The organism is Rosistilla carotiformis, assembly GCF_007753095.1.
GTDB lineage: Bacteria > Planctomycetota > Planctomycetia > Pirellulales > Pirellulaceae > Rosistilla > Rosistilla carotiformis.
In genome coordinates, this window is record NZ_CP036348.1 from 2542046 (window position 1) to 2562391 (window position 20346).

Below are 20346 nucleotides of genomic sequence, written 5' to 3' on the forward strand. Positions count from 1 at the left end.
GGTCGTCCGCCGATCATGATATCAGATGCCGCGGCGATTCGTCAGCCGCACCGTGGCGGTCGGCGGTGCGAGGAAACGCGTGGGATGGGAACCCGCGCGCTGCCTCCGGCGGGTGTTGCGGACCGGTCACCCGAATCGAGCGATCAAGCGATTGGCGAGCCAGGGACAGCAGCGGTCGAGGTAGACCAGCAGCTTGCCGCCGGGGCTGAGCACAATTTCGTCGCGGCGTTTTTCGATGGCCCGAATCGCTTGCCGAGCCACTGAGGCGGGGCTCATCGCGCTGCGGCGGTGTTGCGATTGAGCCGATTCGGTTTCGATTGCGACGTCAAAAAATTCGCTCGCTGTCGTGCTGGGGCTGACCAGCGTGACCTGGATGGCGGACGAAGCCAGTTCGGCGCGCAGCGCGTCGCTCCACCCGTGGATCGCAAATTTGCTGGCACAATATTCACTTTTTCCCGGCACACCACGATGCCCCAGGACGCTACTGATATTGCAAATCACCGGGTGGCTGGCGACGCGGAGCATCGGCAATGCGAGACGAGTCAGTTCCACGGGGGCGAAGAAATTGACTTCCATGATCTGCCGCAAACGCTGCGGTGTTGCCTCGGCAAACGGACCGATCCCCCCGATCCCCGCGTTGTTGACCAATAGATCTAGGCGCGGCGAAATCGATTGAACTCGATCGATGATCTGCTGGCGAAACGTCGGGTCGGTAAGATCCCCCGCCATCGGAATGATTGCGCCAGGGGCGGCTGCGGCATCCGCTTGTAACTGTTGTAGCCGCTCGGCTCGGCGAGCCACCGCGACAATGGTGGCTCCACGACGGGCCAGTTGCGCGGCGAGTTCCCTGCCGATTCCGCTGGACGCTCCCGTCACGATTGTGGTCGCATCCGCCGGACGCCATCGAACCATCACATCAATTCCTTGTTGAAGCGGGGATTTCCCGCGGTACCGGTTTGGCGATTGGCGTTGCGAGAGGTAGTAATTAGGATGAGCAATCGCAAACCGCAGGCGTTTGAAGCGGAAAAAGTCCGAACGCCATGACGGCTGTCGCGAGGGCGGTTGCGTTTTTTGCCGACTTCTGCCGCGTTGTCATTACGTGGCACCGCACAGCGTACACAATTGAAAGGGTTTTGATTTGCCGGGACGACGAAAATGGTTGATTTTCGCGGTCATCACATTGGTCTCGGCGGGTTTGCTTCACGAGCCTCTGTTGTCGGCGGTCACCCGTGGATTCCTAAGCAACGATCTCATCGATGACGTCGCCACCACGCATGTTTATATGATGGGGGGCGACCGTATGTTGGAAACCGCGATGGAGATGTCGCACGACGGAATCGTGATCCTGCTACCTGAAGTCTGGGCCCCGCGATCGGTTCAATGCGGTGCCGTCCCCGCCTCTGACGACCTGTTGCCCCGGCTGCTGGCCGACCTGGGAGCGGAGCCCGACCAATGGATTCGCGTTTCGGGACGAGCGCGCGATCGTCGCGAACGCATTCAGTTTCTTGGTGACTGGTTGGATCGGAATCCTGAGGCCGTCGTCTGCATGTTGTCCGATGCGTTGTCGAGTGGCGGATTACGACGTCAAATCGACGGCGAACTGAGTGTGGAAGTGGCGGGCCGTGTGAAGATCAAGCCGCTGCAGCCGATCGAATATCCCGTCGATCGATGGTGGCGGTCCACGACCGGTTGGAAGGCTTTTTATGGAAAAGCGATTGGACGATTTTGGGGTTGGTTGTCTCCGGAGGGCATTCCCATCGCGGACGACCTAAGTCCACAGGAATACGAAGAGGCGTTTCGCCAGCGGTTGCAATCGTTGGGCGTTGATCTAAAACCGACCGAATCGGAGCCGCTGCCACCGACCGAACTCTCGCCAGTGGGAGCCTCTTAATGGTCCGCCGCGTTGGTTTACTGCTGCTACTGTTGATTGGACTGCTTTGGGCCAGCCACGCTTACCTATTGCGCGAATTCGCCAACGTCTTGGATGCGACCGATCCCCACTTCCCGGCCGACTATGTCGTTGTATTGCCCGGCGGCCCGGAAACGCGAACCTTTGCCGCCGTGGTGATCTTGCGCGAAGGTCTCGCCGCCAAAACGGCGATCCTTCGCAACCCGGACTCCAGTGCTGTCGATGAAGGGCTGAGTCTGCCGACGCATGTGGTGACGCAGCGGATCTTGCAAAAACGCGGTATCGCTGACGATCGAATGTTGTTCCTGGACGGGGAGAGTCGCACGACGTACAGCGATTTGCAGTTGATCGATTCGATCTTTGACAACGAACCCGAAGCAACCATCGCGATCGTGACAAACCGTTTCCACACGCGGCGGGCGCGTTGGGCGGCAGCCAACCTCTACGGCGACAAGCTGGACCAGTTCTGTTTCGTGGGGACTCCGTCAGACGCGTTTTTGTGGGACACTTGGTGGGAATCTCCGCAAGGGCTGGAAATGATCCTGGCCGAATATCTGAAATTGGTTTATTACATCGTGAAGTATTCTACGACGATGCAACGCGTGACGGCGGTCGCGATCGTTCTAGCGGCTATCGTGATGGTCGTGCTGCTGCTGATGCGTCGTCGGCGATACGTTCTTACCCCACAATCTCAGGCCGCAGACCTCGCATGAGTCGTCCCCGCATCGCATTTCTGAATCGCTGCTACTGGCCCGACATCGAAGCGACGGGGCAATTGTTGGAACAGTTGTGTGGTTCGCTGTCGCCCGAATGGGACATCACCGTCGTGGCGGGCCAACCGAACAAGAACCTTAGCGGTGAGGCGTTTGTTCGACGCGGTCAGCAGAAACGCGACGGCGTCACGATCGATCGACTGCCTCACACGACGTTGCCCAAACGGTCGAAGATTGGTCGCTTGATCAACCTCCTGTCCTTCACTTGGCAAGCCCGCCGTTGGGGCCGCCGCGGCGCGGCGTCGAAAGCCTTTGATGTGATCGTCAGCGAATCCGATCCCTTTTTTCTGCCAATCGTGGCTGCTCCGATCGCACGGAAGATGGGGGCAAAATTTATCGTCTACACGCAAGACGTCTATCCCGATATCGCGATCGGGTTGGGCGTGATCAAAGAGGGGACAATCACTCGGCAGATCCGGCAACGACTGCTGGCCGCCTATCGCCAAGCCGACCGGATCGTGGTGCTCGACGACGACATGCGCGATCGCTTGGTCGGCTGGGGATTGCCGCGAGAAAAGTTCTCGATCGTTCCCAACTGGGTCGACACCGAAGCGATTCGGCCGCTGGCAGCAGCCAATCCGTTTCGCGTTGCCCACGATTTGGACGACCGCTTTGTCGTGATGCACTCGGGCAATATGGGGATGAGCCAACGGTTAGAAGTCTTGATCAATGCGGCGTGTCATCCCAACTGGCCCGACCATGCGGTGGTCGCGCTGGTCGGCGACGGCGCTCGGAAAGCCGCGCTGCAACGTTATGCAGCCGAACGTGGGGCTCAACACGTTCGGTTCATCGAATATCAACCGATCGAACGTCTGACGGAGAGCTTGACCGCAGCCGATTTACACGTCGTTTCGATGGATGCCAATATTCGTGGGTGCTTGGCCCCCAGCAAACTGTACGGCATCCTCGCCTCGGGAACTCCGGTGCTGGCGATCGCCCCGGAAACCTTTTCCATCGCCCGCGAGATTCGTTCCCATCGCATCGGTTGCGCGGTTCCGCCGGGCGACGTGGCACAGATCGTTGACTACGTTCGCTGGTGCGTCGAACATCCCGACGAATTGGCAGCCAGTGGACAAAACGCACGTACTCTGGCACAGACCCGATACGATCGTAAAATAGCCTGTCAGCAATTCGCCGATGTGCTGAATTCGGTATGTCAATTCGCGAACTTCGATCATCCAACGCCCTCGACTATTGCCACGCATTTGGAATCGCAATGAACGCAAACTCCACGAATCCGCCGATCCATCGACTGTTTGTCGCAGGCCACCGAGGCATGGTGGGGGACGCGATCTGTCGAAACGTCGCGACCGATCCCTCGATCGAACTGCTGACCGCTGGACGCGAAGTCGTGGACCTCTGCGATGCGGAAGCTGTTGACGCGTACTATGCCGAGAACCGTCCCGATGCGGTCGTTGTTGCCGCGGCAAAGGTGGGCGGCATTTTTGCGAACAGCCAATACCCTGTCCAGTTCATGTCCGACAATTTGAAGATCGCAGTCAACTGCATCGAATCGGCATATCGGCACGGTGTCCGACGGTTGTTGTTTCTGGGAAGCACCTGTATCTACCCTCGCGACGCGGCGCAACCGCTGGTGGAATCGGCGCTTTTGTCGGGACCTCTGGAATCGACCAACGAAGCCTATGCGATCGCAAAGATCGCCGGCTTGAAGCTGTGTCAGTACTACCGTCAGCAATACGGCGTGATGTTTCATTCCGCGATGCCGACCAACCTATATGGACCCGGCGACAACTATCACCCCGAAAACAGTCACGTCTTGCCGGCACTGCTTCGTCGGTTTCACGAAGCGAAAGAGGAGGGTACCGACAGCGTGACGATCTGGGGAAGCGGTTCGCCGCGTCGCGAGTTTTTATATGTCGATGATCTTGCAGCCGCTGTGATGCATCTAATCACCGCCGTCGAACCGCCCGACTGGGTCAACGTTGGCACCGGGGAAGATTTAACGATTCTTGAGTTGGCAAAAAAAATCGCCGCGGTGGTTGGGTTTGAAGGCGAAATCAAAACCGATCCTACGAAACCCGATGGGACACCTCGCAAGGTGACCGACGTCACGCGAATTCATAAGCTTGGATGGCGGCACCAAGTTGAACTCGATCAAGGGCTTCGGCAAACCTATACGAGCTTCTTAAAAGAGTGTGCCGAAAGCACGATGCGGCAAGCTTAGCGGACGTCGATCCGAAATGAAGGTGCCCCACGATCCGTCGTTCGCGACAACTGGCAGCAAGCTGAGCGAACTTGTTGGCGCACGCTAGCTCTCGCTGGAGACGACGCGCCGCCGCCGCCGTTTGGTTCGCCGGTGAGTTTCGCTATTTTGCGAATCGGAGGGTCGCTTATGCCGTTTCTTGGCGAAGTAGCGTCCGTTGTTGCGGGCGTCGCAGTGCGTGCATTGATTCGTCGATCGATGTTGAATCGACATCAGCATTGGATAGGCGATTCCCAAGGAGGCCACCAACGCCGACCAAAACAACCACGGAGGGATGATTTCGTACACCTCGTGGGGCGTCATGTCGCGACAGCGACGACACCATTTTGATTTAATCGTTTGATGACGAATCATGCTTAAAATATTGGGAAAGACAGCGAAAGCTGAGGTCAATAAAGCCTCGCCTCGCATTCCACGGTGCACTAACTGATACCGTTGCTGGTCGCAATTGTAGCACGCAGACGCTTCAAGTGTATCGCCAATCTGGGGGCTTGGGGGTAGGTAGCGTCGGGCCAGAGCGGCGGACGCGGAATCCTCAACCTATCCCGCCGCTGGCTGCGGGTCGACCGCAACGCGGCGCGACGGAGACCGGGCTAAAGTTGCTGCCCCGGCAACGATCATCAGAACCGCCGCTCCCATCACCAACAACGGCAGATGGCTCTGCGATTCGACACCGATGCCAAGTTCAAGAAGCTTCTTCTCAAAATGGCTCATCGAAACCAAGATTCCGTTGTGCAACGCATGCAGCACGATTCCAGGATAGAGACTCCCGGTCCGATAACAAACGAATCCCAACACCAACCCCATCAGCGAACTTGGCAAGAAACGCTCGAAGAGCAACGAATCGCGGACGATCACGTGAAACAGTCCAAAGAGCCCGGCGGTGGCGACGATGGCGACCCAGGGCTTGCCGTTGCGGAGGAATCCGCTGAGCAGGAAACCACGAAAGAAAAACTCCTCACAGATCGCTGGCACCGCGGCAAGCGTCAACAACTTGACCGGCCATGGGATAGCGGCGAAATCAAATTTCATCGCTTCAAAGATCTTTTTCAGCAGTTCGATGCGGTCGGCCGAAAGCGTCAGGATCTCCAGCTCATACGCCATCGTCCAGACCGAACAGCCCAGCAGCACGGCGGCGAGGAACGCTGGCCAGCGAGGCACTTTCAAAAAGAAAGCCGCTGTCATCCGGACGTGATTGAATCGAGCAAATAGCCACGGCAAACCTACAAACAACAACACCGTAACCATTGCGTTGGCGACCAGTTTGGCACTCATCGATCCTTCGATCCGCGACGACATCCCGCCGATCACGATGAAACAGGGGAACAGCACCGCCAAACAGAACATCGCCGCAGGCATCGACGGTGCCGAACGAGGTGTTGTCGGACGGCGGAACAGATCGGCCCATGAACCATCGCTGCCGTAGAGGATTGAATCGGTTCCAAACACCCGCGCCGCGAGTGTCAATGCCAGCAGTCCATACAAAGACGTCGAGATCAACGTGATCGCGAACATCGCCGGTACCAACGTCCCTTGCAGCAGATCGCGTCCCGCCAAGACGATATTAACCAGCGGAACGAGCGCCAGTGTCGCGTTTAATTTCAATTCCGGCATCAAGCTCAACATCCCTGGCGCCAGGGCGACAAGCATCAGCGGAATCAGATACGCTTGAGCCTCTTTAAACGACCGGGCGAAGCTCGTCAGCCCCAGCATCATCGCTGAAAAAAAGGCGGCGAAGACAAGCAATAACATCAGGATTTGCAAGACCACAACAACCGAAACGCCACCGTCGCCAAAGATCATCCCGTCGATCCCCAGCGTATAAACCGTGATCAACATCGCGATCAAATTGACGACCGCGGTCAGCATGGCGACAACTAAGACCGCGACAAATTTTCCGATCAGCAGTGAGATGCGCGGAACGGGCGCAGCGATCAAAATCTCCATCGTTCCCCGTTCCCGTTCCCCCGCCGTCAGATCGATCGCGGGATAAACGGCACCGGTGATCGTCATCAAGACCAACATCAACGGGACAAACGTGACCATCGAAAACGATTGCGTCTTGGAGACGATGTAGTGTTCGGTATACGGTGCGGGGATGTCGTCGGCAATCTTCGCTTGTTGCAACACCTGACGTGTCCAGGTGTCATTGACCGCTTGTAATCGGCGAACTAATTCGTCGCGAGCCGATCGCGCGGAGGCAAGTCGTTTGTCGTAGATCAATTCGAAACGCGCCTGCTTGCGTGGGTCGGCCTCGGCACCGCTCCACTGAACCAATACACCGACCTGCAAAATCTGATCCGCGATCAAACGCTGCAATTGCTCCCGCGTGCCAGACGGTTCAAAGGGTTGGATGATGTTCAGATCGACCGGCTCGTCGCCATTGCCCCCCATCAGCGACTCAATCGGATCGGACCGATTCGTTTTTTCGGACTTAGGCTGTTGTTCATCCAGCAGCAGCTTGCCTTGATGCAACAGGTTCAACAAAAAATGACCGTCGGGTTCGTTAGCAACGCCGATGTCATACACGGTTGTTTGTTGCTGCTTCAGGCTGTTGAGCAAGAATTTTTGAACCGTGACACCCAACAAGGGATAGACCAACAACGGCATCAAGATCAGCGTCATGATCGTGCGGCGGTCGCGCAGAATTTCGCGAAGCTCTTTTTGAGCCAGACGGGAGGTCCGGATCGACATGGGACGGGAACGGAGTTCGTTCTCCACAGCACCTTCCGCGGACTCGCGAGGGGTGTCGCGTTCGCGATCGTCGTCGGCTGGCAAATTCACGTCGTCTGCTCCATGGGCTGCGTGGAATCAGCCGCCAGAAGATCCACAAACATTTGAGTTAAAGTTGTTCGGCCGGTTCGCGATTGCAGGTCTTGCAAGCTGCCGTGTTGGCACAACTTGCCGTGGTTCAACAGGCCGAATGAATCGCAAAACCGCTCGGCTTCGTCCAAGCGGTGCGTGCAAACAATCACCGCTTTGCCGACGCTCCGCAGATGGACGATGTAGTCGAAGACGACCTGGCTGCCCACGATGTCCAATCCCCGCGTCGGTTCATCCATCAACATCACTGGTGGATCGTGCACGAGCGCGCGGGCCAGGTTCATGCGTTGCTGTTGGCCCGTGCTAAGGACAGCGCACCGACGATCGAGGATTTCGCGGAGGCCCAATAATTCGGAGAGTTTCTCGATCCGCTGGCTCGCAACCTGGTGACGCACTCCGTACAGTTCGCCGACAAAATGCAGCACTTCGCGCGGTGTTAGCCAAGGGTAAACGCCCACGCTTGCCGAAACGAAACCGATCCGTCGTTTGACTTCGTCCGCGTCGCGACTGACCTGAAAGCCATGGATTTGCGCGTCGCCGGAGGTGGGTTCGATCAGGCCTAAGACCATACGCAGCGTCGTCGTCTTGCCGGCCCCGTTGGGCCCCAGCAATCCAAAAACGTGCCCCGGTTGCACATCGAAGGAGAGATCCTCGACGGCGGTCACCTGTTGGTTGCCGTTGTTAAAACGCTTCGTTAAATGATTTGCTGAAATCAAATCGCGTCGATCATATTTTGAGATGAGGTCGCTCGCTTCCAGGCGAGGGTGCCGCGATTTTAGACTATCGAAGGCAGCCGCGGAAATCGCCCCCACCCAATTTGAGCAATTTTTTACAAACGGGCTGAGGGGGGGCTGAAACCAGACCTGCTGGCCGGGTTTCAGCCTCACACGACTTGGCAGCCATTGGCACACGTCGCCGTGGTTTGCCAATGGAAAACAGAGCTGCGAATCAGCGATCGCCATAGACCGGCGGTTTCCAATCCTTGGGCAGACGTCCTTGTGGGCGGACGCCTTGCGCATCTTCGGGAATCTTGACGGTCTCCGCAGTCTGCAACGGTAAGTCATCGGGCAAGTGCTTAATCTTGAAATCCTTGTATTGGATCTTCATCGCCGGTCCGACATGCACCTGAACTGCAAGCACTCCTTCCAATGCGCGGCCATTTTCATCGAGATCGATCAGGTCGGCGGTTTGGTGACCGTCGATCCAATGTTCGTGATGATTGCCACGGACCAGAACGCGATAATCGTGCCACTGATCGGCCGCGAATTCTTTGACCGGCATCGTGCCGACGATCCAAGGTTGCCCATCGGGGGCGATGACCACCTGTTCGCCAGTATGCGATAAAATTCGTCGGCCCCGTTCTTCGTACAGCATGCCGTTGTACTTCGGTACGTTGGCGACCACGTCGCACTGGTATCCGGTCACGATATCCAGCCCGAGATCGGGGCGCGAGGTGCCGCGGTATTGAATGCCACTGTTGCCTCCGGCGGTGACTTTAACTTTCACCCGCAGGTCGAAGTTGCGGATCGTCGAATCCTCCCAAGTCAGGAAGCGGTTCATCTTCAGCGAGCCATCGGTGACACCCGTCAGCGCCCCCTCCTTCACCGACCAATATTTGGGATCGCCCGACCAATGACGCAGCGTTTTGCCGTCAAACACGTGGACGAAGCCCTCGCTGTCAACACGTGCCCCCACCGCTGCGGACGCTTCAGGATAGGGAACCGTCGACGCCACGAACGGGGCTTTCAACGGATCCAACGGTCCGCCAAGTTCCGCGACACGTGCGGTCGTGCGGGCTCGCATCGCGGCTAACGTTTCGGCGTGCTTGGGATCGTTCGCAAGATTCGTGAGTTCGTCGGGATCGGTTTGAAGATCGTGCAAAAATTCATGGTTGTGGTGATCGAAGTAGCGGACGTACTTGAAGTCGGCGTTGCGGACGCCTTCAAACGCGGGGATGCGATTGCGGACAGCGAAGTGTTCGTGAAAACTCTCGGTTCGCCAGTTCGCGGGCGGTTGATCGGCAACGATCGGTTGCAAACTGTGGCCCTGATAACGCTTCGGAATTTCCACTCCAGCCCAATCAAGGAAGGTCGCTGGCAGGTCCAGGTTCAACGCGATCGCGTCGCTTACCTGACCGCGTCGTGGTTCCGCGACACGCGGATCGGCAACGATCAACGGAACGCGAAGCGATTCCTCAAAGTGCGACCATTTTCCGGCGAGTCCTCGATTGCCCATGTGGTAGCCGTTGTCGGCGGTGTACACGATGATCGTGTTGTCGGCCAAGCCGGCAGCTTCCAATTCAGCCATGAAACGCCCGACCGCGTGATCGATTCCGCTGGCCATCCGATAGTAGGCGCGGATATTCGTTTGGTACTTCGCGTCGGTATTCCAACGCCAGAAGAAGCGTTCTCGGTTGATCGTCGTTCGTAAAAAATCGGGTAACGCGTCGAAGATCGCGGGGTCGTTCAAGCGTGGCGGCGCGAGCACTGTGTCGTCAAATTTGCCGTCGACCGATTGTGGCCACGGAAAGGCACCAATCCCCGGCCGGCGATCGCTATCCTCGGCGTGACATGCATTGAACCAGAGGTTCAATGCAAACGGTTTGCCAGCCGGTTGGTTCTTGATGAATTCGATTCCGCGATCGACAATCAGGTCGGTCTCATGGCGAAGACTGCCGTCGGGCTGTGGCTTGTAATAAGGATTCCTTGAGATCGCTTCAAATTCGTCGAAGTGATCCGCGTTGCGAAATCCAGCCGGCATCTTGGCATGCCATTTTCCATAGAATCCCGTGCGGTACCCGTTGGATCGCAGGATGTCGGAATAGAGTGTTTCGACCGCGTCGGGACGGGCCAGTTCAGGGTTTGCGGCGGTGCCATAGCTGCGGCCTGTCAGTCCGGTCAGCACCGTTGTTCGGCTGACCCAGCAGATCGAATGACTAACAAACGCGTTTTCAAAGCGCGTCCCACGAGCCGCCAGCGCGTCGATGTTCGGAGTTTGCGCGACTTCGTTTCCGTAGCAGCCGATCGAACTGCTGGTTTGGTCGTCAGCGAAGAAGAAGACGATATTGGGAGGATCGGCGGCGCCGAGTCGACTCAGGGAGAGCAGCGTTAGCGCAGCCAGTAGCAGCAAGTTTTTCATGGCAGTCCGTCAGCTTCGATTCGTTGGGAGTGGGGGACTCCATCGATCCAACGAACGAAATCGCTCGATGGCGACGCCCACTGCGTCGGCCGGGACCGAAAGAGTGAATCGAGTTTAACTGAAGTTTGCTGCCGATGCGCGTTGCCGCAGCCAGAAGGCACAGCGAAGGAGACTATGCGGCTTTGCTGATTTCGTTACCGACCAAACTGCTGTAGAAGGCGTTATTCCCGATCAATTGATGATGGGTGCCGATTTCCGACAGTTCCCCCTGTTCAATGATCGCGATTCGATCGGCCAGTTCCAAAGTCGTGGGACGGTGGGTGATCATGATCCCGGTACGATCTTTCAAGAAATCAGCCAATACGTCGTGGATCAAGGCTTCGCTTTCCAAGTCGATCTGGCTTGTCGCTTCGTCGAGGATCAAAATCTCAGGATCTCGCAAAATTGCCCGAGCCAAAGCAATCCGCTGCATCTGTCCACCGCTAAGGTGCATGCTTCCGCAGCCCAACAGCGTCTGATAGCCGTCGGGCATCTTGCTCATGATGAACTCGTCAGCATGGGCACGCTCGGCAGCCTCGATCACCTGCTGTTCGGTGGCACCAGGAGATCCGTAGCGAATGTTGTTAAGAATCGTGTCTTCGAACAGGAATGTGCGTTGAGTAACCAAGCCGATCCGGCGTCGCAGATCGCGAAGCCGCAGCTGACTGACCGGCACGTCGTCAATTGTGACGCTGCCGCCCTGTGGATCGTAGAACCGGCACAACAGATTGATCAGCGTGCTTTTACCCGAACCGTTCGGTCCCACGATGGCGATGTTTTCACCTTGGTGGATCTCCAAATTCAAGCCATTTAGCGTCAGCGGTCCCGATGGATAAGAGAACTTGATGTCGTTGAAGGCAATCTTTTGATGGCGTCCTTGCAGCGTCACCGGCTGTGCGGGATCGACGACACGAATCGGTTGATCCAGAATTTCATAGATCCGGTCGGCCGCCGCGATCCCACGTTGTAGGACGCTCCATACGTCGGTCAATTTCCGAGCCGGGTCGGTCGTTCCGATCAAGAAGGCGAAAAACAGCAGGACCTCCGCGAAACCTAATTCGGTATAGGTCATGCGAATTCCCAGCAAGTGGGTCTTTTGGTTGAGAACCAAATATCCGCCAGCGATAATCGCCAATGCGATCATCGCCATCCCCAACATTTCGGTCGCCGGACGCGTCAACGAATGATACCAAGAGGCCTTCATCGACTTGCTGTAACAAAGTTGAGCGGAGCGGGCGAAACGGGCCCGTTCAAAACCTTGCGTGTTATAGGCTTTCACCACTTTGATGCCCGCGAACGCTTCGGTCAGCACGCTGTACATCTGGGTCATCTCCTCCATCACGCGGCGGCTCGCGCGGCGGATCGATTTGCTGAGCATCGAGATCACCCAACCCATCACCGGGGCGATGACCATGATCAAGAGCAACAACCGCCAGCAGACAATCGCCGCACCCGCGACACAAACGATCATCTTCATCGGCTCCCGAATCGTGCGTCCAAACAGGACGTTGATCCCCGTGGCTAAGTTTCCAACGTCATTGGTCAATCGCGCGGTCAAACCGCTGGAGCCGTTGTCGCCAAAGCTGTTTAAATCCAAACGCAACGATTGGCGAAACAGCATGTTCCGTACGTCCATGCAGGTGCGTTCAGAGACCTCCTGGACCAACATCAAGTTGGCCGTCAGGGCAACTAACTTGATCGCCGTGCCCACCATCAGCACCACGATCAACATGACCAACACTTGAAACGGCCGGTTCGGCAAATACTTCGCGGCTAAAGGAGCAGCCCAAGCCAGCGCCTCGGACTTGCGGTTTTCAACGGCAAGCTTCGATTCGTTCCATAGGATCACACTATCGATCCGAGTGCGTTCTTCATCGGTCGTCGCTAGCCCGCGTTCATCAGCGAGTTGCTGAAGGTCGGCCTGAATCTGGCTGATCTCGGTGACGAGCTTGGCCTGTTCTTTCTCGACGTAGCTGGAGACACCATCCCCCTCGAAGACGATTTCGATCATCGGATACAACGTTCCGATGTTCAAACCCCACAACAAAGCGACAAAGGCCGACGATAGGACAACGCCAGCGATCGCCAAACGTTGCCGAAATGAGATCCGCAGGATGCGGCAAAAATTTCGCATGGATAAGCGACCGTCCTTGATCGCGAGAGAAAAAACAGGAATCCAATGACGCAACGGACGCAATCGTAGGAATGCTTATCGTTTGACGCAAGGGAAATCTTCAGTCGCAACGTTTTTGCTAGCGATGGCAGTTTTGTCTGCCGGAACGATTGTGGGGCTTGTAGCGATCGGGGCCCCCGAGGAATCTTGAAGGTTGCTCGGCGGTCCGTTGGACCGCCCTAAGCCGAACCTTCCCATGGCCGCAGCGCACGCCGGCCGGATCCATCGAGCCCCCAAAATGATTGTCAGCCGTGCTTTTGTAGCCCGCGCGTTGGCGCCGTCGTCTTTGCGAGGGGCGCCCCCTGAATGCCATCGTGCCCCCATGCAGATTCGCCCCCACCGGTTTAAGATAGGCGGCTACCGTCAACGATCGATTCCCTGGTGACAGCTGGACAAACGTATGATGCTCACGCCCAAAATTTCCGAACCGATTGGCATTCTGAATTGGCTGCGTCCTTCTCTGGCAGCAGCTATCATTTGCTTTCCGTTTGCTAGCACGCACGCCCAGGTCGACACGGGCCCTCGGGCGTTGTCGCGAGCGTTCCAAAGTGCGGCAAAACTGGCAACTGCGTCGGTCGTCACGGTGATTTCTTATGGACAGAACGTCGACGAACAGGGGTTGCCGATCGAATCGTCCGAGGAGGACGAATTTAATATCGAATCGCCTGAGGAGGACGAAGGCTTTTCTGAACTCGACGAAATTCCGCACACGAAAGAGATGTTACCGGCGACCGGCTTGGGATCGGGAGTGATCCTAACGGCCGAAGGTTTAATCATCAGCAACAATCATGTCATTCGCGATGCGCGACGCGTGATCGTTCGTCTGCATGACGGCCTCGAAGTGACCGCCACGAAGGTGCTGGGGGATCCCGCCAGCGACATCGCTATCATTCAAATCGAAACCGACGAAACTCTTGTTCCAGCGCAACTGGGGAATTCCAAAGACTTGCAAATCGGGGAATGGGTGTTGGCGATCGGTAGCCCTTTCCGCTTGGACGCGACCGTCAGCGCGGGGATCATCAGCGCGATTGGCCGACGGCTGGACGCGATTCGGCGCGGGCGACTGCTGCAGACCGATGCGGCAATCAATCCCGGCAATTCAGGCGGCCCACTGATTAACCTCGATGGCCAAGTGGTCGGGATCAGTACGGCAATTGCTACCCGCAGCGGGGGCTATCAAGGAATCGGATTTGCAGTGCCGATCAACCAAGCTAATTGGATCGCACGCGAATTGGCGGAGTATGGCGAAGTCCGCCGGGCTTCGATCGGATTGTCTTTGGCGATGCTGAATCCTCGGATCGCCCGCCAGTTGGAACTGCCGATGAAAACGGGGATTTTGGTCGTCGCGGTGACCAAGAACCATGCCGCAGCCAAAGCGGGCGTTGAACCGTATGATGTGATCCTGGAATTTAACGGCCAAGCAATCGTTAAGCCACGCGACTTACAAGAAGCGATCGAGCGGGAACCGATTGGATCGACGCAAAAGTTGACGGTGTTTCGCAAAGGCGAGCGGTTGGAACTGACCGTCACCCTCGAAGCCGCGTTGTAGAATCTTCGGTCGGTCTCGAAACCTGCCTCGCTGTCTCTCCCCCAAGCCACACTCAAACCCTAGCGATCCCTATCGTGCTCGAAGCCTTCTTTGAACATTTTTTTGCGTTTGATCTCGTCACGTGGTTGCACGGCGCTCCCTGGATTCTGATCGCGTTGGGGTTGGTCGTGGGGGTCTTGATGCTGGGGAAATCGGCCGACGTGTTGGTCGACGAAGCGACCGAACTGTCGCTGAAGCTGGGCATGCCACGCGTGATCGTGGGAGCCACGATTGTCAGTCTCGGCACGACGACTCCCGAAGCGGTTGTCAGCGTGATGGCGGCGGTTGGCGGCACGCCCGGTTTGGCGTTGGGAAATGCCGTCGGATCGATCATCTGCGATACCGGGTTGATCCTCGGAATCGCATGCCTGATCGCGCCGATTCCGTTGGACCGTTGGTTGGTCAATCGCCAGGGGATGGTTCAATTTGGTGCCGGGCTACTGTTGATCGCGATGTGTGTCCCGTGGACTCGGCTGGATACGATGATGACCCAGGGTGGGCTGTTGCCACAGTGGGGCGGCTTTCTGTTCCTGGCCCTCTTGGGCGTCTATGTGATGTGGTCGATTCGAGTCGCCAAATCGAAAGGGATCAGCGACGAACCGGCTGAGGACGCGGAGGATGCCGAGGAATCAAAGTCGACCGTCGCGATGGTCTTCATGCTGCTCGTGGCTACCTTTTTTGTCGTCGTTTCGTCGGAGATCTTGATCTCTGCGGCAATTGAAACGGCGGCGAGGTTGAATGTTCCCGAAGGAGTGATCGCAGCGACGTTGGTCGCCTTCGGCACTTCGCTGCCGGAATTGACGATCGCGATCACCGCCAGCTTAAAAGGACGTGGTGAACTGGCGATCGGCAACGTGATCGGTGCCGACATCTTGAACGTGCTGTTTGTCGCGGGAGCTGCCGCGGCGGTTACGCCGGTGGGGTTGACGGCTGCCCCCGAATTTTTCCGTGTCCAATTTCCAGCGATGCTTGCGGTGCTGATCACGTTTCGGATCGCGATCATGTTCGCCAAAGGAGATCAATTGCCACGCTGGGCAGGATTTCTGTTGGTCGGGTTCTATTTCGCCTACCTTGGCTTTAGCTTTGTGATGCGGTAAGCCTCGCGCCGGTCGGCGGCTGTTATTTCCGTGCTTCAACCGCTGAAGTAGTCCCAGATCGCGCGGCCTAACGTCAACCGTTGACAGCCGAGTCGCACCGAAGCGCGTTGACCACAACGCAACCGAAGGCTTTGCTCCTCGGTCAGCGAGACATACGCGTTCAAACGCGGCTCACACAATCGAATCCGATCGTCGTCTTGGATCACTGATAATCTGCCGCCGTTGCTTGCGAGTAACGCGTCGTCGGGAACCGTGTCGGAGGCTCGCGATTCGGCGTGCGAGACAAACGCGTTCCAGCTGGGCTGTCGAGAAACGATCACCGTCACCGCGGCCCGGCTCCAATCTTCGCTGAGTCCTGCCTCGCGTTGGCTCAGCGAAATCTTCAGCCGCTTGCGTTCCTCGAATCCCACGGCCCCAATCTCGTCCCCCGCCTGAACGTAACAGCCCAACAGTGTCCGCAAACGTCGCGCAACGATGCGGCCATCCCCGGGGGCGCGAACGACCAAGCTGTCGACCTCCTGTTGTTTCTGCTGCGTCTGCTGCTGCAATCCAATCAGCCGCGATTGCGCATCCCCCAGCGAAGAAAGATCGCTGTTCCATCGCGCCCCACGCACCTCCTGTTCGACCTGCGAACGCTCTTTGATCAGCGCGGCCAACTGGTGTCGCAGTTCATCGTTGCGAAGTGTGAGGATCGGTTGCCCGGCCACGACGGCGTCGCCATCCTGGACATGCACCCGGTCGACAAATCCGGCCAACGGCGCGCGGACGACTGCCGGCGGATCATACTGCACGATGGCGGGTGTTGTCCCACGCAGTTCGGTGGGAACAAGAAACAGCAACAGCGTGGCGAGCGCTGCCAGACCGACCAACCGAAACGCAAGCCGTGCGGCAAACAATTCGCCGCGACGATACAGTTCGATCAAGTCGTGTGCCAGCCGCCACAACGGGATTAGGGCAAAAGAGACCGCGCCGGCAGCTGCGATCAAAATCCCTGCGCCATGAAAAATTGCAGCCGCGGTCAGTAACATCCCCGCAACGGTGAAGACGCGGTAGATCGCAGCGGCAAGGCCATAACCTTTGACCCAACGGGGATCCCCCGTGGGCATCGGCGGCATTGTTCGGTCGAGTCCCAACACGTACCGAGCGCCCCAATACCGGGCGTACGATTGACCGTAGCTGGATAGGTTGTCGACACCAGTGATGTCCGCCAAGGCAAAGTAGCCATCAAACTTCAACAGCGGGTTCAGGTTAAACAGTAGCGAACTGACCGAAGCCAACAGGAAGACATCAGCTGCTGCTTGCTGCAGCGGCAAATGGTCCGTGAAGTTCCACACCAATAGCGACAGACCGGCGACGAACAGTTCGATGCCGACGCCAGCGAGGGTTACGTGCAACCGCTGCCAACGCGATTTGAAACGCCAAGCAGAGGAGACGTCGACATAAGCGATCGGCATCAACAGGATCCACGCCAACCCCGCATCACGAACCGATCCGCCGTAACGTTTGCAGGTTCCTGCATGCGCCGTTTCGTGGACCGCTTTCAAGCCGATCCAAGCAATCGCCAGCCAGAGCCCTCGCCACGGCGTCAGCAAGTTTTCATAACATGCAAAAAAGTCGCTCCATTGACCAACCATCATCGCTGTCGAGACCATCAGGACCGCGACGCCAATCAACAATGTTTGCCACGCGAACAGCCAACGCGCCCGGGGGACCCAAGCTGTCAGGAGACGATCGGGATCGCACAGCGAGATCTTCCAGAAATAGCAGTGCCCCAACATCGATAACCATCGCGCCGGCAACGCTTTGTCGGGCGACGAGGGAACAGGCGATCGGGCGGCCTCCGCGGTTAATCCGTTTTTCGTCAGCCATTGGCAAAGCGCTGCCGCCGATTCACGCGGCCAGTTTGCCGCGCGGCCATCCGCTGCATTGGGTTGCATCGCTCGCCAAGCCTCTTCCGGAGAAGCACCGTCGGCCAGCCAGCGGACGAAGGTTTGTTCTTGCGGACCAAGTCGAAAGAAACTCTGGTTGCGAGGGTCTTCGAGGACGCATCGCGACGGGGCGTCGCCGCGCGGATGCAACAAGAGATCGTCGCGTAAACAGAGCTTCGGTGGCAGTTCGATCGTCCGTTCTGGTGCGTTCACTGCAGTCATTTCACCATCCGATCCAACCGCGCAAGGCGTCGTAGGGACGATGAAACAGAAGCCACGCGATCGATCGTTGCCCCGCAGCGATGCTGGCCGTGCCATGCATGCCCGGTCGCAGCGCGAGATCGTGATTGTCGATCGCAGCTTCGGCGACGAAGACGCTTTCGTTGTCGCGGATCTCCGCACGAGGATGGATCTGTGTCAGGCTGGTTTGATGCGACGTCCCGGCGACAGCATCCAACCGAATCGTCGTCGGCATGCCGATTTGCACGTTGGAGACATCCGATTCGGGGATCGCGATTTCGGCAACCAAGCGATTTAAGGGAGCGATCTCGTACAGGTTTTCACCGACCTGCAACGGAATCCCTTCGGCTCGCTTCAGATCACCACTGATCACAATGCCGGCAATCGGTGATCGAATCTCAAGATGGTTTTGTCGCGATGTCAACAGAGCAATTTCGCTGCGCAGATGTTGCACTTCCAACCGTTCCAGTTGCGATTTGGAACCGTCGCCGCTGGAAAGTGCGGCGGAACGGCGTTGGACCGCTTGATCAAGCTTGGCTTGCAGGCTGGCGATCTGTGTCCGCAGTTCGCCACCGTCGAGCGTCGCCAGGACTTGTTGTGGTGCGACCTGATCTCCCGGTCCCACAAGCGACTTCAGCAGCCTTCCATCGAACGGCGCGACCACAAATCGGCGCTCTGCCGGTTCGCAAATCACGTTGCAACGAATCGAGTGTTGCCAGGGGATCGCTCCGATCAGGAGTGTTGCGGCACAGATACCGACGATCCACCGCGCGTCTTGTTTTTTGTCAGCCACGGCGCGAAGCAAACGCGTTCGCAGCGGTAGGGTCGGCGGCGATGGGACATCGCGATGTTCGCTCGGATCCGCTGCGGTGACGTCGCCTCGATCGACGGCTGCCGTTTCCAACCGCGTGATGATCGCCAAATGCGCTGCGGCCAGCTCTACTTCACGCGTGCGGGACTCAAACCACTGGGCCGCGTTACCGCAGTTCTCACAACGAAAGAGGACGGAGATCGCTTCGCCAGGTATCGATGGGAGCGAGGCGGCAACTAAAAACTGTTGGCCGCCAGCGGTGAGGATCTGGGATTGTGTTTCCGCCGTGGCAAGCGACTGAAGCGCCACCGAGGCAGCTTTCTTGCGGACCTCGGCGCTGCTGGCACCGTGCAACGAATTGCCTGTCAATTGACCTGTCGAGGTCCGCGTCCAATGCGTCAGGCTGATCGCGTCGTAGCGGGAAAACAATCGCTGGATCAGCGCGGTCATCGATCGCACCGATGCGGATCCGCTGCAGCCCTGCGTTGGCGTCGACTCGGGCACCGCGGAATCGATCGGTGCCGCGGCACTTACAAATGCTGGTAGCGACGGTGTCACGACCGAGCCGGCGAGAGGGGAATCGAGTAGCACGATTGGCCCCACCTATTTCAATTGCATGGTCAGTTGCGGCTGCGGGGCGCCGAGATCGTTGGGATTCCCATCGAGACTTAACAGATGGCATCGCGAGCCAGCGTTCAGCGTTCGATCGACATTGTCGACACGGACCTTGACGTTGAACATATTGGTTTCGCCATCGGGAAACGGCGAGACAAAGCAGATCGCTCCGCTGGCTCGACGTTTCGAATCGAGAAACAGGATCGTCGCCTGGCCTCCCAGTTCAAATTCGTCGCGGCGATCGCGGGGAACCAAAAAGTTGACCGACAACACGTTCAACTGAGCCAGCACACAGACCTCCGGATCGACAGCACCCACGTATTCTCCCTCTTCTTTGAGGAAACGCACGATCACGCCATCAAAGGGAGCGGTGATGCAGAACTGATTCGCTTCGGCGGTCAGCTTTTTAAACTCGGCGGTCCGTTGCAGTTGCTTCTCTTGAGTCGACAAGACATTGGCTTCGGCCAAGGCCACCTGTTCACGAGCCTGCAACAATTCGACCGGCGTGGCGTGCTGACGCGCCGCCAGTGATTCAATGCGTTCGAGCCGTGAACGGCGGGCTGTCAGTTCGGCTTGAGCGGTCGCCAATTCACCGCGGGCTTGCATCGCCGTCCGGCTAATTGCCAGCAGTTCCTCATGGACGCTGGAGTCGAGTTCGACAAGGCAATCGTTCTCGCGGACCTCACTCCCTTCGGCGACCGCTAGCGCTTCGACGATTCCCGAAACCGAAGTCGCCACTCGCGCCGTGCGGAACGGCTGGCTAAAGCCTTCGATCGGATTGTATTCGTAATCGCTGACAGCGGCGGGAGAACCGGCCTGCGCAACGCAAGCTTGGCAAGGAAGACTCGCCAACGTCACGACAGCGAGCAGGAATTGGAGAGATCGGTGGGTCATCGCGCGATCTGGGATAGGAATGTTGGAACGTTAACAGCGCAAAACCGAAGGGCTTTGTTCGCCAGGGAAACGTACAGTCCAAATCCGCAAGAAT

At 57.7% G+C, this 20346-nt stretch carries 15 protein-coding genes; 6 read left to right on the plus strand and 9 right to left on the minus strand.

What is annotated here, in order from left to right; translation table 11 throughout:
* Positions 1 to 126 precede the first annotated feature (126 nt).
* Positions 127 to 912, minus strand: coding sequence for an SDR family NAD(P)-dependent oxidoreductase (locus Poly24_RS09450; protein WP_145093805.1), 786 nt, complete (start codon positions 910 to 912; stop codon positions 127 to 129).
* Positions 913 to 1159: 247 nt separating this feature from the next.
* On the opposite strand from Poly24_RS09450, the gene Poly24_RS09455 reads away from it, so the two are divergent.
* From Poly24_RS09455 to Poly24_RS09470, 4 genes are read left to right on the plus strand one after another with little or no spacing between them, the layout of a single operon-like run.
* Positions 1160 to 1891, plus strand: a complete 732-nt coding sequence (locus tag Poly24_RS09455; protein ID WP_145093808.1) for a hypothetical protein — start codon at positions 1160 to 1162, stop codon at positions 1889 to 1891.
* Positions 1891 to 2622: a YdcF family protein gene (locus Poly24_RS09460; RefSeq protein WP_145093811.1), complete on the plus strand. Its 732-nt coding sequence runs from the start codon at positions 1891 to 1893 to the stop codon at positions 2620 to 2622. Before Poly24_RS09455 ends, Poly24_RS09460 begins: the two co-directional genes overlap by 1 nt.
* Entirely contained in the window at positions 2619 to 3902 is a 1284-nt protein-coding gene (locus Poly24_RS09465; RefSeq protein ID WP_145093815.1) for a glycosyltransferase family 4 protein, read from the plus strand. Before Poly24_RS09460 ends, Poly24_RS09465 begins: the two co-directional genes overlap by 4 nt.
* Positions 3899 to 4867 carry a GDP-L-fucose synthase family protein gene (locus Poly24_RS09470; RefSeq protein ID WP_145093818.1) on the plus strand — a complete coding sequence of 323 codons (969 nt, stop codon included), beginning with the start codon at positions 3899 to 3901 and terminating at the stop codon, positions 4865 to 4867. The genes Poly24_RS09465 and Poly24_RS09470 overlap by 4 nt, the downstream gene beginning before the upstream one ends.
* Before the next feature lie 84 nt (positions 4868 to 4951).
* Here the strand turns inward: Poly24_RS09470 and Poly24_RS09475 are convergent, their stop codons facing one another.
* The 5 genes from Poly24_RS09475 to Poly24_RS09495 all read right to left on the minus strand — a co-directional run bounded on the left by Poly24_RS09475 (position 4952) and on the right by Poly24_RS09495 (position 13040).
* Positions 4952 to 5260, minus strand: coding sequence for a hypothetical protein (locus Poly24_RS09475; RefSeq protein WP_145093821.1), 309 nt, complete (start codon positions 5258 to 5260; stop codon positions 4952 to 4954).
* A gap of 186 nt (positions 5261 to 5446) precedes the next feature.
* Positions 5447 to 7690, minus strand: a complete 2244-nt coding sequence (locus Poly24_RS09480) for an ABC transporter permease subunit/CPBP intramembrane protease (protein WP_145093825.1) — start codon at positions 7688 to 7690, stop codon at positions 5447 to 5449.
* Positions 7687 to 8445 (minus strand): ABC transporter ATP-binding protein, encoded by a 759-nt coding sequence (locus tag Poly24_RS09485; RefSeq protein ID WP_145093828.1) that lies wholly within the window; start codon positions 8443 to 8445, stop codon positions 7687 to 7689. Before Poly24_RS09485 ends, Poly24_RS09480 begins: the two co-directional genes overlap by 4 nt.
* A gap of 232 nt (positions 8446 to 8677) precedes the next feature.
* Positions 8678 to 10867, minus strand: a complete 2190-nt coding sequence (locus Poly24_RS09490) for a sulfatase-like hydrolase/transferase (RefSeq protein WP_145093831.1) — start codon at positions 10865 to 10867, stop codon at positions 8678 to 8680.
* A 172-nt stretch (positions 10868 to 11039) separates the two neighbouring features.
* Complete coding sequence (locus tag Poly24_RS09495) at positions 11040 to 13040, minus strand: ABC transporter ATP-binding protein (protein ID WP_145093835.1); 2001 nt, start codon at positions 13038 to 13040, stop codon at positions 11040 to 11042.
* A gap of 439 nt (positions 13041 to 13479) precedes the next feature.
* On the opposite strand from Poly24_RS09495, the gene Poly24_RS09500 reads away from it, so the two are divergent.
* Positions 13480 to 14628 (plus strand): S1C family serine protease, encoded by a 1149-nt coding sequence (locus Poly24_RS09500; protein ID WP_145093838.1) that lies wholly within the window; start codon positions 13480 to 13482, stop codon positions 14626 to 14628.
* A 74-nt stretch (positions 14629 to 14702) separates the two neighbouring features.
* Complete coding sequence (locus tag Poly24_RS09505; RefSeq protein WP_197452456.1) at positions 14703 to 15764, plus strand: calcium/sodium antiporter; 1062 nt, start codon at positions 14703 to 14705, stop codon at positions 15762 to 15764.
* A 35-nt stretch (positions 15765 to 15799) separates the two neighbouring features.
* On the opposite strand, the gene Poly24_RS09510 is transcribed toward Poly24_RS09505, so the two are convergent.
* From Poly24_RS09510 to Poly24_RS09520, 3 genes are read right to left on the minus strand one after another with little or no spacing between them, the layout of a single operon-like run.
* Complete coding sequence (locus Poly24_RS09510; RefSeq protein ID WP_197452457.1) at positions 15800 to 17914, minus strand: biotin/lipoyl-binding protein; 2115 nt, start codon at positions 17912 to 17914, stop codon at positions 15800 to 15802.
* 1 nt (position 17915) lies between these two features.
* A complete protein-coding gene (locus Poly24_RS09515) occupies positions 17916 to 19334 on the minus strand; it encodes an efflux RND transporter periplasmic adaptor subunit (protein ID WP_145093845.1) in 1419 nt (472 codons plus the stop codon).
* Positions 19335 to 19346: 12 nt separating this feature from the next.
* The gene (locus Poly24_RS09520; RefSeq protein ID WP_145093848.1) at positions 19347 to 20252 is read right to left on the minus strand and encodes an efflux RND transporter periplasmic adaptor subunit; all 906 of its coding nucleotides are present in this window, start codon (positions 20250 to 20252) and stop codon (positions 19347 to 19349) included.
* Between the last annotated feature and the right edge of the window lie 94 nt (positions 20253 to 20346).